Annotated in this window: 16 protein-coding genes and 1 tRNA gene; 8 read left to right on the forward strand and 9 right to left on the reverse strand. The window is 42.7% G+C overall.

The genetic code is table 11. The features are described from left to right. The first annotated feature begins 270 nt into the window (after nt 1-270). On the forward strand, nt 271-1,188 hold the full coding sequence (locus AB4128_RS19245; protein WP_119969720.1) for an aspartyl protease family protein: 918 nt from the start codon (nt 271-273) through the stop codon (nt 1,186-1,188). 116 nt (nt 1,189-1,304) lie between these two features. Here AB4128_RS19245 and xthA read toward each other — a convergent pair whose 3' ends face one another. The 9 genes from xthA to AB4128_RS19290 form a co-directional block, all read right to left on the reverse strand. Further along, nucleotides 1,305-2,114 carry an exodeoxyribonuclease III gene (gene xthA, locus AB4128_RS19250; protein WP_299572926.1) on the reverse strand — a complete coding sequence of 270 codons (810 nt, stop codon included), beginning with the start codon at nt 2,112-2,114 and terminating at the stop codon, nt 1,305-1,307. Further along, nucleotides 2,114-2,413 (reverse strand): YciI family protein, encoded by a 300-nt coding sequence (locus tag AB4128_RS19255; protein ID WP_055026445.1) that lies wholly within the window; start codon nt 2,411-2,413, stop codon nt 2,114-2,116. The genes xthA and AB4128_RS19255 overlap by 1 nt, the downstream gene beginning before the upstream one ends. 16 nt (nt 2,414-2,429) lie before the next feature. Further along, the gene (locus tag AB4128_RS19260; protein WP_372038660.1) at nt 2,430-2,975 is read right to left on the reverse strand and encodes a septation protein A; all 546 of its coding nucleotides are present in this window, start codon (nt 2,973-2,975) and stop codon (nt 2,430-2,432) included. Nucleotides 2,976-3,244: 269 nt separating this feature from the next. Beyond that, complete coding sequence (gene trpA, locus AB4128_RS19265) at nt 3,245-4,057, reverse strand: tryptophan synthase subunit alpha (RefSeq protein ID WP_080916126.1); 813 nt, start codon at nt 4,055-4,057, stop codon at nt 3,245-3,247. A gap of 9 nt (nt 4,058-4,066) precedes the next feature. Beyond that, nucleotides 4,067-5,272, reverse strand: a complete 1,206-nt coding sequence (trpB, locus tag AB4128_RS19270) for a tryptophan synthase subunit beta (protein WP_372038661.1) — start codon at nt 5,270-5,272, stop codon at nt 4,067-4,069. A gap of 96 nt (nt 5,273-5,368) precedes the next feature. Further along, nucleotides 5,369-6,811 (reverse strand): bifunctional indole-3-glycerol-phosphate synthase TrpC/phosphoribosylanthranilate isomerase TrpF, encoded by a 1,443-nt coding sequence (gene trpCF / locus AB4128_RS19275; RefSeq protein WP_372038662.1) that lies wholly within the window; start codon nt 6,809-6,811, stop codon nt 5,369-5,371. 2 nt (nt 6,812-6,813) lie between these two features. Then, entirely contained in the window at nt 6,814-7,851 is a 1,038-nt protein-coding gene (gene trpD, locus AB4128_RS19280; protein ID WP_372038663.1) for an anthranilate phosphoribosyltransferase, read from the reverse strand. Further along, nucleotides 7,851-8,465 carry an aminodeoxychorismate/anthranilate synthase component II gene (locus AB4128_RS19285; RefSeq protein ID WP_055026459.1) on the reverse strand — a complete coding sequence of 205 codons (615 nt, stop codon included), beginning with the start codon at nt 8,463-8,465 and terminating at the stop codon, nt 7,851-7,853. Before AB4128_RS19285 ends, trpD begins: the two co-directional genes overlap by 1 nt. 56 nt (nt 8,466-8,521) lie before the next feature. Beyond that, nucleotides 8,522-10,072, reverse strand: a complete 1,551-nt coding sequence (locus AB4128_RS19290; protein ID WP_156003279.1) for an anthranilate synthase component 1 — start codon at nt 10,070-10,072, stop codon at nt 8,522-8,524. 473 nt (nt 10,073-10,545) lie between these two features. Between AB4128_RS19290 and rnm the strand changes: the two genes are divergently transcribed. From rnm to AB4128_RS19325, 7 genes are all read left to right on the forward strand, one after another. Beyond that, nucleotides 10,546-11,406 carry an RNase RNM gene (gene rnm / locus AB4128_RS19295; RefSeq protein WP_055026453.1) on the forward strand — a complete coding sequence of 287 codons (861 nt, stop codon included), beginning with the start codon at nt 10,546-10,548 and terminating at the stop codon, nt 11,404-11,406. Beyond that, a complete protein-coding gene (locus tag AB4128_RS19300) occupies nt 11,403-12,023 on the forward strand; it encodes an L-threonylcarbamoyladenylate synthase (protein WP_055026454.1) in 621 nt (206 codons plus the stop codon). The genes rnm and AB4128_RS19300 overlap by 4 nt, the downstream gene beginning before the upstream one ends. Before the next feature lie 269 nt (nt 12,024-12,292). Continuing rightward, nucleotides 12,293-13,081: a ScpA family protein gene (locus tag AB4128_RS19305; protein WP_065110624.1), complete on the forward strand. Its 789-nt coding sequence runs from the start codon at nt 12,293-12,295 to the stop codon at nt 13,079-13,081. A gap of 30 nt (nt 13,082-13,111) precedes the next feature. Next, the gene (gene scpB, locus AB4128_RS19310; protein WP_055026456.1) at nt 13,112-13,699 is read left to right on the forward strand and encodes an SMC-Scp complex subunit ScpB; all 588 of its coding nucleotides are present in this window, start codon (nt 13,112-13,114) and stop codon (nt 13,697-13,699) included. Next, nucleotides 13,700-14,572, forward strand: a complete 873-nt coding sequence (rluB, locus tag AB4128_RS19315) for a 23S rRNA pseudouridine(2605) synthase RluB (RefSeq protein ID WP_055026457.1) — start codon at nt 13,700-13,702, stop codon at nt 14,570-14,572. A 218-nt stretch (nt 14,573-14,790) separates the two neighbouring features. Next, nucleotides 14,791-15,123 carry a hypothetical protein gene (locus AB4128_RS19320; protein WP_055026458.1) on the forward strand — a complete coding sequence of 111 codons (333 nt, stop codon included), beginning with the start codon at nt 14,791-14,793 and terminating at the stop codon, nt 15,121-15,123. Between the two features lie 111 nt (nt 15,124-15,234). Then, a tRNA-Ser gene (locus AB4128_RS19325) sits at nt 15,235-15,325 on the forward strand. Nucleotides 15,326-15,455: the final 130 nt, after the last annotated feature.

The following is a 15,455-nucleotide window of genomic DNA, read 5'->3' on the forward strand; positions in this document are numbered from 1 at the left end:
TGCCGTCCACCTTGAATTTTCGTTGGCCTTTGAAGCGACCACTTTCTTTATTCATTGGTGCAACACCAACTAATGAACTCGCTTCTTTATTAATAATATAGCCACCCATTTAAATGGGCTTTAGCGTTGATGTTGTTTGGTTTGTCATGCTTTAAGTCAATTTCAAGTTAGCCATCAAAATTGAGTCGTGCTACTTTTATTAATTATTTAACTAGGGATTACAACTTAGGCGATGATAGATTCATGATATTGAAAAGGACTTTTTAAACTATGCTCTATTCCTCAGTAACAAGATTATCTTCAGTAATAAAAATACCTTTTGTAATAAGCGCTATATTCCTCAGTTTCTCTTGCTATACAGCCACAGTAAGCGCTACTCAAATAAAGCAAAATTTACCACTTGTTGAATCGGAAGATGGTCAACTCCATCTGGATGTGATGATCCAAGCCTTGTCCGGCCGAATGATTATAGATACAGGCTCTTCAAGTTCTGTTTTAGATCGCAGATATTTGTCCAGTATTGATGATTATACGTCTGTGGATGTTGAAAAAGGCTATGGCTTTGGATCTGAGCAAGCGATGATGATTAGTGAGAAAATCCAACTGTCAGGATTTACTGTATCAGGCTATGAACTATCTAGAGTTAATATCAACACTCATAATTTGTCGGGTATTAATCAACAATATTTAGGCTTGTTGGGTTTTGACCTGCTGCAATTAATCGCTAAAGGGCTGCAATTTTCTGAGCTGCAAACTCAATTACTGGCTCAATATACTCTTGATGAAACCAAGAATAACCTCAACTTATTTTCGTCAGGTTTTGGTATACCTTACGTTGTGGTTAATATTAACGAGCAGGAAGTGGGACTTATTTTAGATACTGGCTCACAATATTCGATAATCAATCGTAAGAATGCCGTCGACTTATCTATTGCTTCTGAAGTTATTCCTAATGCCTATGGCCAAGATATTAATGGTAAACAGATCCCAATTAGCATGAGTGATTCTGTCGTGGTGTCTAATGGTAAGGCTTCACTATTTGAAAACCGCTTTATTGTTACCGATCTTGACTCAGTCATTGTTAACGATAGCTTTAATCATCAAGTCATCGGGATTATCGGACTCAATCAATTAAAATCATTAAACACCGAAATAGGTTTTGAATCTAATACGGTGACTTTTCAATAGTTATTGATTATTTAGCTCAGCCCGTAAACGCAAAGCCTATTTAAAGCACAAAAAAACCTAACAAGTAGTGTTAGGCTTTTTATCATTGAGCGTTAACAAGGTAAAAGTTAGCTTTACTAGTCAGAAAAGGTGCTCCAAATAGGCGCGTGATCTGATGGCTTTTCGATGCCACGTAAATCGTAATCAACATCAGATTCGGTTAAGCGTGGTAACAATGACTTGGTCACCATGACTACATCAATACGTAGACCTCGGTTATCGTCAAAGCCTTTACTGCGATAATCAAACCACGAGTAACGCTCGGTGCGCTCTGGGTGTAACTCTCGGAAGCTATCGACTAAGCCCCAGTCTTTTAAACGTTGCAGCCATTCACGTTCTTCTGGTTGGAAACTACATTTACCGGTTTTAAGCCAGCGTTTAGCGTTAACGTCACCAATACCAATGTCTAAATCCACTGGTGAGATGTTGATATCACCAATAATGGCAATGTCTTCATCTGGGGTGTGGTTGTCAGCAAGGTGCTGCATTAAGTCTTGGTAGAACTTACGCTTAGCTGGGTATTTGGTTTCGTGACTGATGTTTTCACCTTGTGGGAAATAGCCATTCATCACGGTAATTATGCGGCCATTAGCTTGTTTGAATTTACCCATTATCATTCGGCGCTGGGCATCTTCTGCATCATCTTTAAAGCCTTTAATGACTTCGATTGGCTCGGCCTTTGATAGCATAGCAACACCGTAATGGGCTTTACCGCCATGGTAATGTACGTGATAACCCATGGCTTCAACGTCAGCTACAGGAAACGCTTCATCATGTACTTTGGTTTCTTGCAAACCGATAACGTCTGGCTGGTGGCTATCAATTAATGCTTGCAGTTGATGTAAGCGCGCACGAATACCATTGATGTTAAATGAGACAATTTTCATTACACAAGTACTCGCTTAAAAGGTTTAACAATAACGTTCGCATACACACCCGCTTCGATGTATGGGTCTTGGTCTGCCCATGCTTTTGCTGTTGCTAATGAGTCAAATTCTGCTACCACGAGCGACCCTGTAAATCCCGCTTCGGCTGGCTCTTCACTGTCAATTGCAGGATGTGGCCCAGCAACTAATAGGCGGCCTTCGGCGGCTAATGCTTCTAACCTTGCAAGGTGAGCTGGGCGTGCACTCATGCGTTTTTCTAGACTGTTTTCTACATCTTGTGACGAAATCATGTACCACATAGATAGGTTCCTTGAATTATTTTATTTGTTCCGATTCATCGTGTTCCATGTGCTTGTATAAATACATCACAGTAACCACGGTATTAACTAATGTCAGGGCCGTTAAGCCAAATACTTTAAAGTTTACCCAGGTTTCTAGGGGCAAGCTAAAGGCAATGTAGATGTTACCTAGACCACAAGCGACGAAAAATGCTACCCAGTACCAGGTTACATTTACCCAAATTTTGTCGGGGCATTTCATTTCTTTGCCGAGCATACTTTTTAAAATAGGTTTGCCGATGAGCTGGCTAACTAATAACGCTATAGCAAAGAAGGCATAAACAATGGTGACTTTCCATTTGATAAAGGCGTCATCATGGAAAATTAACGTCAAGGTGCCAAAAAAGGTCACCATTGCAAAGGTGATTAGATGCATTTTTTCAACTTGCTTGTATAGGATATAGCTGACAATAAGTTGCACAGCTGTCGCAGCGATAAGTGCGCCTGTTGCTGTATAAATGTCATAAAATTTATAGATGGCAAAAAAGATGACCAACGGAAGAAAATCAAGCAATTGTTTCATATGATGCTAAGGCCTAAATAAGTCAATTTACAGACTAATATTGCTCCCCACTGATAGAACAGGGTTTTATATTAATCATAGTGAAAATAGTAAGCTCAGAGTCTAGCATGGCTGCTAGGTTGATATGAAGGGCTTCAGGTCTGTGTTTGGCGGTTTTACCTTGATTGTGGGTTAATAAAAGTTCATAAACATCAAAACAAAATGCCACTCGGTTGAGTGGCATCTTTAGTCTTAATTTAAGCTTAACTTTTCCGCAGTAAAACCATTATTTATGACTTGTGTGTTGCCGCTTTCATATTGCGAGTAAATTCGCCGAGTTCACTTAATAAAGCTTTTTCATCGTCTTTATTTCGCTCAATGATTTTGACAACTGCTGAGCCAGATATCGCACCAGCAGCACCTGCATTAATGGCTTCGCTTACTTGTTGTGGTTCGGCGATACCAAAACCTAATAACGGAGGCGGCGCATTAAACTCGGCAAGCTTGGCAAGGATTTCATTAATTGGCTGACCTGCTTTTGACTCCGTACCTGTTACACCTGCACGTGACAACAAGTAGGTATAACCTTGGCCATGCTCACTCACCATTTTTAAGGTGTCGCTGTCCGCATTCGGCGGCGCAATGAAGATTGGGGCAACCCCATGTTTGTGTGCTGCTTCGCTAAATGGCGCAGATTCTTCAACTGGCACGTCGGCAATCAATACTGAATCGACGCCAGCTTGTTTTGCTTTTGCGTAGAATTCGTCGATACCATTAGCAAAGACTAAGTTGGCATATAACAGCAAACCAATCGGCATTTCTGGGTATAACTCTCGGACTTGCGACAGAAGTGAGAAACAATCAGCAACCGTTGTGCCTGACTCTAGCGCACGTAAGTTAGCACCTTGAATAACAGGGCCATCAGCTAGTGGATCTGAAAATGGAAAGCCAAGTTCAAGGGCATCTGCGCCATTATCCACTAGGGTTTTAATGATCTTTAAAGATAGGCCAACACTTGGGTCGCCTAAGGTGACAAACGGTACAAATGCACCTTGTTGTTTTTGCGCTAATTGGTCAAAAGCGGCTTGATAACGAGTAGTCATAATAAGTCCTTATTTCGCCGCTTCAGCTGAGGCTTTTTGTTCTAAGATGTCAGAGACGGTAAAGATATCTTTATCGCCACGCCCTGATAAGTTAACCACCAGAATTGTTTCTTTAGTGGCTTCTTTTGCCATTTTTACTGCATAAGCAATGGCATGGGCAGATTCAAGCGCAGGAATAATCCCTTCTGAGCGAGCAAGCAGTTGGAAGCACTCTAAGGCTTCATCATCGGTTGCTGATTCATATCGTGCGCGACCAGTGGCATTCAAATAAGCGTGCTGCGGCCCCACTGATGGAAAGTCCAAACCTGCAGAGACTGAGTATGACTCTTCAATTTGACCGTCAGTATCTTGCATCAGCGGCGCTTTCATACCAAAGAAAATACCGGTTTTACCGTGTTTTAATGGTGCGCCATGTTGTGGGGTATCAATGCCTTTACCTGCGGGTTCGACACCGATTAACTCAACGTCGGTTTCTTCAATAAAGTCTGCAAACATACCAATAGCATTTGAGCCACCACCAACACAAGCAATGACAGCGTCAGGTAAACGACCCTCTTTTTCAATAATTTGCTTTTTGGTTTCTGCACCAATCATACGTTGAAATTCACGCACGATTGTCGGAAATGGATGTGGCCCAGCTGCAGTGCCAAGTAAGTAATGCGCTTTGTCATAACTTGCTGACCAGTCGCGCATAGCTTCATTACACGCATCTTTTAGGGTTGCAGAACCAGATGTAACAGGGATCACTTCAGCGCCCATCAATTTCATTCTGAATACGTTTGGTGATTGACGCTCTACATCTTTAGCGCCCATGTAAACCTTACATTTAAGATCTAGCAGTGCACAGGCAAGTGCCGTGGCAACGCCGTGCTGTCCAGCGCCTGTTTCAGCAATGATTTCTTTTTTGCCCATACGCTTAGCCAGCAATGCTTGACCTAACACTTGGTTAGTTTTGTGCGCGCCACCATGGAGTAAATCTTCACGTTTTAGATAGATTTTAACCATAGGGTTAGGGCTTAAGTTACGGGTTAAGGTTAATGCGGTAGGGCGACCGGCATAGTTTTTCAGTAACTCAGTAAATTCTTTTTGAAACTCAGGATCTTCTTGGGCGTCAACAAATGCGGTTTCTAGCTGCTTTAACGCTGGAACTAAAATTTGCGGGACATACATGCCGCCATATTCGCCAAAATAAGGGTCAAGCTTAAGCTTTGTCATTGGGTCTTCCTTATCAAATTTAGGTGAAATATCCATATTGGCTATTTCGTAATATTGTTAACTGTTTGATGCCAGGGCTACTCTGAGCCATGGTGATTAATTTTTTCTGATTGCGGCAAATGCCATTGCAATTTTTTGCGCATCTTTAATGCCTGGTGCTGACTCAACACCAGAGTTGAGATCTAATCCGTAAAAACCTTGTTGGTTAGCATCAAATGCGTTTTCAGGTTTTAGCCCACCTGCAAGCATGCTGTTTTCTCGTTCTGAAGAAGTCATCGCAGAAGTGTCGAGTAACGATTGCCAGTTAAAGGTTTCGCCTGTGCCGCCAAATCCAGTGATATTTTTGCTATCGAATAAGTAACGATTGCCCCCTTGTGGTTTGTCGCCAAGGGTATTGGTTTCACTGTCTACACTCACGGCTTTCCAAATTTGACAGTCCAGTTGCGCATCGTTCAGTAACTGTTTCAGCTCATTGATTTCAATGGTTGACTCGTTACCGTGTAACTGCACCACTGATAATCCTACCGCCTTTACTGTAGCCACAATGTCTGAATTAGCTGCGTTAACAAAGACACCGACAAAATGTAAGCCGACTTGTGCTTGCTGACTTTGTTTAACTAACTCTGCAGCTTGCTCAACATTGACACTGCGTGGCGATGCTGGATGGAAAATTAAACCGCCGAATACAGCACCTGAATTTGCTACCGCTTCGATGTCTTCGATACGCGTTAAGCCGCAAACTTTGTTATGGCCAAAAATGAGCTGTCGACAGGCAAGGTCGATATTGTCTTGCGCCATGATAGAGCTGCCAACAAGGTAACCGTCTACCAATGGATTGAGTCGTTTTACTTGTTGGTTGGTATAGATACCTGACTCGCTAATAATGACTCTATCGTTAGGTATTTGTGGTGCTAAAGCTTCAGTGGTGGCTAAATCGGTACTTAAATCACGTAAGTTACGGTTGTTAATACCTACAATACGCGCATTAAGATCAATAGCACGTTCAAGTTCTGCTTGGTTACTGACTTCGGTTAAGGCATCTAAATTGTATTTAGCCGCTTCTGCAGACAGTAATTTGTATTGCTCATCATCAAGGACAGACAGCATCAACAATACAGCATCGGCGCCTTGATGGGCTGCCAGTTTGATTTGATATGGGTCGACAAAGAAGTCTTTACACAAGATAGGTTGAGAGACTCGAGCCCGCACGAGTGGAATGTAATCAATATCGCCTTGGAAGAACTGCTCATCGGTTAAAACCGAAATGCCTGCAGCGTATTTACCGTAAATATCAGCGATGGCTTCGACATCAAAATTTGGGCGAATAAGCCCTTTTGAAGGACTGGCTTTTTTGCATTCAAAAATGTATCCCGCATTAGGGGCTTTAAGAGCGTCAAATAGACTGCGATCTGATATTTTAGGTTGCAGACTGGCTTCTGGGTAACGCTGCTTTAATGAAGCAATATGCGCGACTTTAGTATCAACAATTTTGGTTAATACATTGGATTCTTTCGCTGTGCGATTAACAACTTCAGGCATGATTAAGATTCCTCTTGCTGGCTTGCTTCAGCAAGTTGCGTTAATACGGGGTAAGCTTTGCCGCTATTGATGGTTTCAAGGGCAAGTTGAGTCCCTTGCTGCACAGAGTCGCACACACCACTGACATACAAGGCACAACCTGCATTGATGGCAACGGCATCTCGGTGGGCTGGTTGACCTTCACCTTTCAATATCGCTTGTGTAATCAGCGCATTATCACTTGGCTCTCCGCCTTCTAGTGCCGATATCGGTGCAGGTTCTACGCCTAAATCGTGTGGGTTAAGTTTGTAAAAACGAATTTGCCCATCATTAAGCTCTGCAACTTGGGTTTCGCCATGTAAGGCGACCTCATCCAGTCCGCTGCCATAAACCACCATGGCACGTTTAACACCGAGTGCATTAAGCACGTTCACGATCGGAGCGATTAATTTAGGTGAGTATACGCCCAGCAGCATTGACTCTGGCTTGGCTGGATTGATTAACGGGCCAAGGATATTAAAGATAGTACGGGTTTTTAGAGCTTGTCTTACTGGTACAGCATGACGTACGCCTGCATGGTAGTGTGGGGCGAATAAAAAACATAGACCGAAGTCTTCGATACATCGACTAGCGGCTTCTGGTGTCATGGTTAAGCCGATGCCGCAATGTGACAACACATCCGATGCACCTGATTTACTGGATACGCCACGATTACCATGCTTAGCGACTTTGGCGCCAGCTGCCGCTGCGACGAAAGAGGCCGTTGTTGAGATATTAATGGTGTTATGACCGTCACCACCCGTACCAACAATATCAACTACCCCAGTAGCGAGCGACTTCGCGCTACGAGGAAATGCTTTTGCAGCTTGACGAAGGGCATCTGCAGCGCCTGTAATTTCTTCAATCGTTTCGCCGCGCATTTTAAGGGCAACAAGCATACCAGCCATGGCAACAGGATCCATTTCACCTTCGACAATAGCACTGAATAATTGTGCACTTTGTTCACGGGTAAGGGCGTTACCTTGATAAAGAGAGTCTAATAGTGGTTGAAGCTGAGACATTATAAGGCTCCTTTAGGGCTATTGTTGCTTTCAATTGTGTGGGTGAGGTAAGTCAGGGTTTGCGTCAGTAGCGTACTGCCAAGCGTGGTTAAAATTGATTCAGGATGAAACTGAAAACCAACCGCTTTATCTTGTGGGTGAATCACAGCCATTGGCATGTCTTCAGTGGTCGCAATGACAGACAAACAATCGGGGACTTGGGTAGCGACTAGGCTGTGGTAACGAGCCACTGGCAGTGGAGAAGGCAAGTTTGCAAATACACCTTCGCCATTATGAATTGTAGGGCTGGCTTTACCGTGAACGACAAATGGTGCACGTTCAACTTTACCGCCGTAATATTCGACCATAGCTTGATGCCCTAAACAAATGCCTAACATAGGCACTTTACCAGCGACTTTTGCAATTAACTCCATCATGCAGCCTGCTTCATGTGGTGCGCCAGGGCCAGGTGATAATACTAATGCTGCTTGGCCTTGCTCTGCTATCAGTTTTTCAGCTAAATAATCGGCACTGACATCATTACGGTAAATAAGTACTTCAAATCCTAAGCTACGAAATTGATCCACTAAGTTGTAGGTGAATGAGTCAAAGTTATCTAATAGATACAGCTTCATATTGCTAATGCTCATATTATTCGTGTTCATCTTATTAGCGCTTGCTTGTTGAGTGCTCATAGTCCACCGCCCATTTTTATCGCTGAAATCACGGCTTGTGCTTTTTGGCGGGTTTCGTCAGCTTCGGCTTGTGGGTCGGAATCAAATACCACACCAGCACCTGCTTGAATAAAGGCCACATCATTTTTAACGAAAGCAGAGCGAATGACGATACAGGTATCCATATCACCTAGGCCGTTAATGTATCCTACAGCGCCACCATAACTGCCGCGGCGAGCTTGCTCTGCTTCTCGCACAAGTTGGGATGCACGCACTTTAGGGGCGCCCACTAAGGTGCCCATGTTCATACAAGCTTGATAAGCATGCAGAGCATCTAAATCTTCTCGTAATTGCCCAGTCACTCGGCTAACTAAATGCATAACATGTGAGTATCGATCGACTTTAAGCAACTCAGCCACTTTACGACTGCCACTTTGGCTGATCCGTGCAATGTCGTTTCGGGCTAAATCAACCAACATTAAATGCTCTGAGAGCTCTTTTTTATCAAGACGCAATTCAAGTTCAATACGACTGTCTAGATCATAGTCAATTTGGCCATCGACAGTTTTACCGCGCTTACGGGTACCTGCAATAGGATAAACTTCAACTTGATTACTGGCGGCATCATATTTAAGTGCGCTTTCAGGCGAAGCGCCAAATAAAGTGAAATCAGGTCCACGGAAATAAAACATATATGGACTAGGGTTGGTTAAACGCAGCGCTCGGTATGCCCCTAAAGTATTCGGGCAAGGTAAACTAAAGCTTCTTGAGGGAACAACTTGAAATATATCGCCTGCAACAATGTGCTCTTTTAAATCCACAACCGTTTGCTTGAAAGTATCGTCACTGATATTGACGCGAGTTTCAGCATCGATGGCAACTAATGGTTGAACGGGGGCAAGCGTTTGGCACTGCTGTTTAACATCGATTGCCCGCTGAGCAAGAGTTTTAGCGAATTGAGTATCTGTTGAAAATTGGTGAGTAATGATTTCTGCATCTTGTTGCTGATGATCAACCAATATCAAGGTTTCTGCGAGATAAAATAAGTAATCAGGACAATCGTTTTCAGCATTGGGGACTTCAGGCAAAGGTTCAACGGTATCGATTAAATCGTAAGCTAAGACTCCACCTAAAAATAAATCTTCAAAAGCATCTTTTTTGTCGGTCTGAATGTGCTGAATAAACATTCTTAACCCATCAAGGGGCGAGGTAGACTTTAATCGTGCGTCTTCATCCTGTCGCTCTTGAGCCTTGGCAAGATGTACGGTGAGTACCTTGTCTTGCTGTTGCTGCTCACTTGATTTGAAAAAGGCACTGATAGGAGAAAGTAAGCTAGCACCATTATCGGTTAACGCGCTGAATGTAAGCTTATAGCCGTCACATCTCACCATCATCGCGGCGTGAGTGAGCACGATACTTTTTAAGTGATCTTTACTGTCGATTTCAGCAGACTCAAGCAACATGGTGTGCGGCGCATTGGCAGTAACATGTTGATAAAGACTAAGCGGATCAGCATGATATGCTAACGATTGTTTTTGTGTGACGACATGGGCAAACTGATGTTCCATAATGCTTATTGCGCCTCTCTCTGATATTGATTCTTCATACTCGATACTCTTTTTAAAGCAATTTCGTGCTTGGTTTGCGTTAGTTTTATTTCAGAGTGCAAGCCGTAAATAGCAAGAAAGCCCACATCTCTGCGGGCTTTCTAGTAAAATCTTGTGTTATTTAAATAACCACAACGCTTCACACCACCCGTTAATTTGGGAAGTGCCACCACCAATTGATGTTACGTGCGTTAAAGTTGGTCATGTAAATTAATTCTCTTGAATGTAGTCGTTATCTAAAAAGTTAGCAAAATGCGTTTGGCTAACGTATGCCTTATAGAAGACCTTAGCTGGCGTTTAATGTCAATTGAATATTTCTCAAATTTAGCTTTTTTTTATTCATTGAGGTCAAAGGGCCATCAATTTGCTGAATATGTAGCAAATAATCACGATAGGGTTAAGCTTTTCAACAAAGATTAAAGTACAATAACGTTATGATAACAGACACACTCTTGGCCGATCTTCATAGCCATACGACCGCATCTGACGGCGTACTTACTCCTTCTGAACTCGTTGAACGTGCCATCGAAAAGGGCGTTCAAATGCTCGCCATCACAGATCACGATACTGTGGCAGGACTTGCTGAAGCGCATCAATTTAACCAACAACATGAAACACCACTACAATTAATTGATGGTGTTGAAATTTCTACTCGATGGAACAACTTCGATATTCATATTGTTGGCTTAAATATGGATAAAGAAAACTCAATTTTACTGAACTTTTTAACTCGTCAACGTGAATTACGTGAAGAACGAGCCCAAGAAATTGGTAACCGTTTAGCCAAAGCCGGAATTGAAGGTGCCTATGATGGCGCTAAAAAGTTTGCCGCAGGCGCAGCTATTAGTCGCGGTCATTATGCTCGTTGGTTAGCAGAAAACGGCTATGCTAAAGATATGCCGAGTGTTTTTAAGCGCTATTTAGCGCGAGGTAAAACAGGTTATGTCCCCAATAATTGGGCTGACATGGCCAATGCGATTGATATTATTCATCAAACTGGTGGCGTAGCGGTATTGGCACACCCCAGTGGTTACAAGCTTTCAGCTAAATGGTTAAAGCGCTTAGTACGAGAGTATAAAGAGGCTGGTGGCGATGCCATGGAAGTGGTATTAGGCCAACAGAGCATTGATGATCGCGCTAACTTAGTCGCTTTAAGTCATTTGAACAACCTAGCGGGTTCAATTGGCAGTGATTTTCATTTCCCAAGCAATTGGATTGAGTTAGGCAAAAATTTATTCCAACCTGCTGGTGTGCAGTGGGTGTGGCAAACAGAATCTTGGACGGAGCGAACATGAGCCAATTTTTTTATATACATGACGAAAACCCGCAAGCAAGATTAATTAGCCAAGCGGTGAACATTTTAAAGCAAGGTGGGGTAATTGTTTACCCGACAGATTCAGGTTATGCACTGGGTTGTATGATTGGCGAAAAAGATGCCATGACCCGTATGGTGCGTATTCGTAAAATTGAAAATGATAATAACTTCTCACTAATGTGCCGAGATTTATCTGAATTGGCTAATTTTGCTCGTGTGGACAATCAAGCTTACCGATTACTGAAAAGCTGCACGCCAGGTCCATATACCTTTATCTTCAAAGCGAGTAAGGAAGTGCCGCGCCGTTTACAGTGCGATAAAAAGAAAACCATTGGTATTCGTGTGCCAAATAACTTAATTGCCTTGGCTTTATTAGAGGCGCTTGAAGCACCAATTATGTCGACCAGTTTAGTGATGCCTGATGAAGAGTTTGCAGAGTCAGATCCTGAACATATCCGAGATATATTAGAACACAGCGTAGACGCAATTATTCATGGTGGTTATTTAGCTGAAAACCAAACCACCGTGATTGATATGTCAGAAGGTGACATTGATATTATCCGTGAAGGTGCGGGTGATACGAGTTTATTTGAGTAAGTCTTTGTTGCAGGTGTTGATAGATGCCTGCGCTTGATGCTTGGTGTAATGCCACCGACAAGTGTTAGATTTTAGCCACAAGATTAATGGATAGTTGTTTCAACCCTAGCCAATAGTGCGTATAATCGCGCGTTTGGTAATTTCTAGCTTCAACAATATGCGCTAGTAGTAAGAGTCGCAGCGGCAAGTTTACTTTTAAATCGCTTAGCTGTTTTTATGTAACTCGCTGAAACTTATTACATTGAGAATATTAATAAAGGAATTGTTCAATGCAGGGGATACAAAAAAGTTTACCTCTTGCGATTGTACGCGGCGAAGCAATAGATGCAATGCCGACCGATTTGTTTATTCCGCCAGAAGCACTGGAAGTGTTTTTGGAGACCTTTGAAGGTCCTCTCGATTTATTATTGTACTTAATTCGCAAGCAAAAACTGGATGTTGTTGACCTGCCAATTGAAAAAATTACGACTCAATATTTAGTTTATATTGATATTTTGACTGAAGCACGAATAGAGCTCGCAGCTGATTATTTAGTTATGGCAGCAACCTTGGCTGAAATTAAGTCTCGACTCCTGTTACCTAAAGTCGCGACCGCAGAGGAAGATGAAGAAGATCCTCGCGTGGTACTTATCCGCCAACTTAAAGCTTATGAAGTGATAAAGCAGGCAGCTGCTGACTTAGACGGTTTGCCGCGATTGGAACGAGATGTGTTTTTAGCACAAGCTAAAACAGCACCGAATATCAAGCCAGTCATCATGCCGCCAGAAGTATCGCTAGTTGACATTGCTCAAGCGTTTTCGGAAGTGTTAAAACGCATTGATGCGAACGAACATCATCACGTTAAGCGTGAAGCGTTATCGACACGCGAGAGAATGAGCCAAATATTAGCTAAACTTTCAACAGAACATTTTGTGCCATTTACTGATTTATTTGATGTCAGTGAAGGAAAGGCTGGTGTGGTAGTGAGTTTTTTAGCGTTAATGGAATTGGTCAAAGAGTTGTTGGTTGATTTAGTGCAAAACGAACCGTTAGCACCGATTTACGTTAAAGCGTTTTAACAACCAAGTGTTGATATGAGAAAGGACATCATGCAAATAAATGACATTCAATTAAAGCAATTAATCGAAGCCAGTTTGTTTGTGATGGGTAAACCGTTAAGTATTAAAGCGATTAAAGAAACCGTTTTAGTCAAATTTGATGTATCACGAGTCAGAATTAAAAGCTGTCTTGATGAGTTACAGCAAGATTATCAAGAGCGTGGGGTACAACTGGTTGAAGTTGCCAGTGGTTATCGCTTTCAAACCCAAGAGTTGTTGAGTGAATTCTTACAACCTTTGTGGCAAGAGAAATCCCCTAAATACTCACGTGCGACGTTAGAAACCCTAGCGGTGATTGCTTATAAGCAGCCAGTAACGCGCGGTGATATTGAACATGTAAGAGGTGTGGCCGTCAGCAGCCACATAATAAAGAGTTTAGCTGATAGACATTGGGTAAAAACCGTTGGCCATAAAGAAGTGCCAGGGCGACCTGCATTATATGCAACCACGACAGAGTTTTTATCTTATTTTGGCTTAAAAACCTTAGCAGACTTACCGTCGCTAACGGATGATGAGTCATTGCAGGCGTTGTTTGAAAAGGTTTCATTAGCGCCACAACAAACAGAAGAGTCGAACTAGATGAGCGAAAAATTGCAGAAAGTCTTGGCCCGTGCAGGCCATGGCTCCCGTCGTGAGATGGAGGCATGGATTGCTGCAGGCCGTATTAGTGTAGACGGAGAAATTGCCAGTTTAGGTGATCGCGTTGAAGCAGATGCTAAAATACGCATTGATGGCCGTGCCATCGTTATCAAAACTGAAGATGATATTATTTGTCGCGTGTTGGCTTACCATAAGCCAGAAGGCGAGATTTGTAGTCGAAAAGATCCAGAAGGTAGACCAACCGTCTTTGATCGTTTACCTAAAATACGTGATTCACGTTGGGTTGCGGTAGGGCGTTTGGATATCAATACCTCAGGTCTATTATTATTCACATCTGATGGTGAATTAGCTAACCGTCTAATGCACCCTTCAAATGAAGTCGACCGTGAATATGCAGTGCGTACCTTTGGCGATGTGCCAGAAGCCGCTGTGCAGCGTCTTCGTAAAGGGGTGACTCTTGAAGATGGGCCAGCAAACTTTGATAGTATCAAACCTGCTGGTGGTGAAGGACTCAATAAATGGTGGCATGTGACTCTTAAAGAGGGGCGCAACCGTGAAGTCCGTCGTTTATGGGAATCTCAAGAGGTTCAGGTAAGCCGACTTATTCGTGTTCGTTATGGCATGGTTGAGTTACCAAAAGCCTTACCACGTGGTGGTTGGACAGAGCTGGATATGGAACAAGTTAACTACTTACGCCAGCTTGCGGGATTAGAGCCAGAAACACGTACTTTATTAGGCACTGATAAGCACAGTGTTGCACGTGCTAAAGTTAAAGGCGCGAAAATTCGCCGAGCAGTACGAAAGCACAAAACAACTGCCGCGCGTCCTAAATCGACTCGTCAACGTAGTTAAGCATCATTATTCAACGTGATGCAAGTCAACTAAACTCACGAATCAGAAAGGTCACCTAAGGTGGCCTTTTTTATTACCTCATTGAATGTCATTGTGAATACTAAATAGAGTTACTCAGATTTACTTGCCGCTTTCTTGAAACTGAGCATATCGCTAACTATAGTTTATTTGATGTTTTTTTAATCAGTTACATAAGTTTACTGTTGAAGGAGTATTAAATGAAAAAGTTACTTGTTGTAGCACTTGCTGGTTTATTGTTTAGCTGCGCATCTGCACCGTCATGGAAAGGTATGTCCGAGCGAGAAATTGCTGATTGGAAAGCGATTGGCTTTGATGCTGCTAAAGCTCAAACTTGGAGTAAGAGTGGTTTTAATGCTGAACAATCTCAGCAGTGGAGCAAAGCAAGTTTTGATGTCGAGTCTGCATCTGAGTGGTCAAAAGAGAAGTTTAATCCTGAAGAAGCACAAACATGGAAGCAAGCAGGCTTTAAACTGGATGATGCAATTGATGATCGTGCTAAAGGATTAACGCCCGTTAAAATGGAGAAGTAGCGCTATTTTTCGACGTTTAAGCGCAAATTGCTGCTCAAATAGCCAAATGAACGATTTATTTCAATTTCTACTTTACACACGTGAGGGAGATAGCTATTATCTCGCTCGTTCGGAGAGATGGCAGAGTGGTCGAATGCACCGGTCTTGAAAACCGGCATGGGTTTGTAGCCCATCTAGGGTTCAAATCCCTATCTCTCCGCCATATTTAGAGAAGCCCGCTAATTTATTAGCGGGCTTTTTGCTCTCTGTATTTTGAAATGTTGGCAATGGGTTTGTAGCGCATCAATGTAGGGGTCAAATCCCTATCTCATAGCCATATTTAGAAAAGCCCG

The organism is Shewanella sp. 10N.286.52.A9 (assembly GCF_041468985.1).
Taxonomy (GTDB): Bacteria; Pseudomonadota; Gammaproteobacteria; order Enterobacterales; family Shewanellaceae; genus Shewanella; species Shewanella japonica.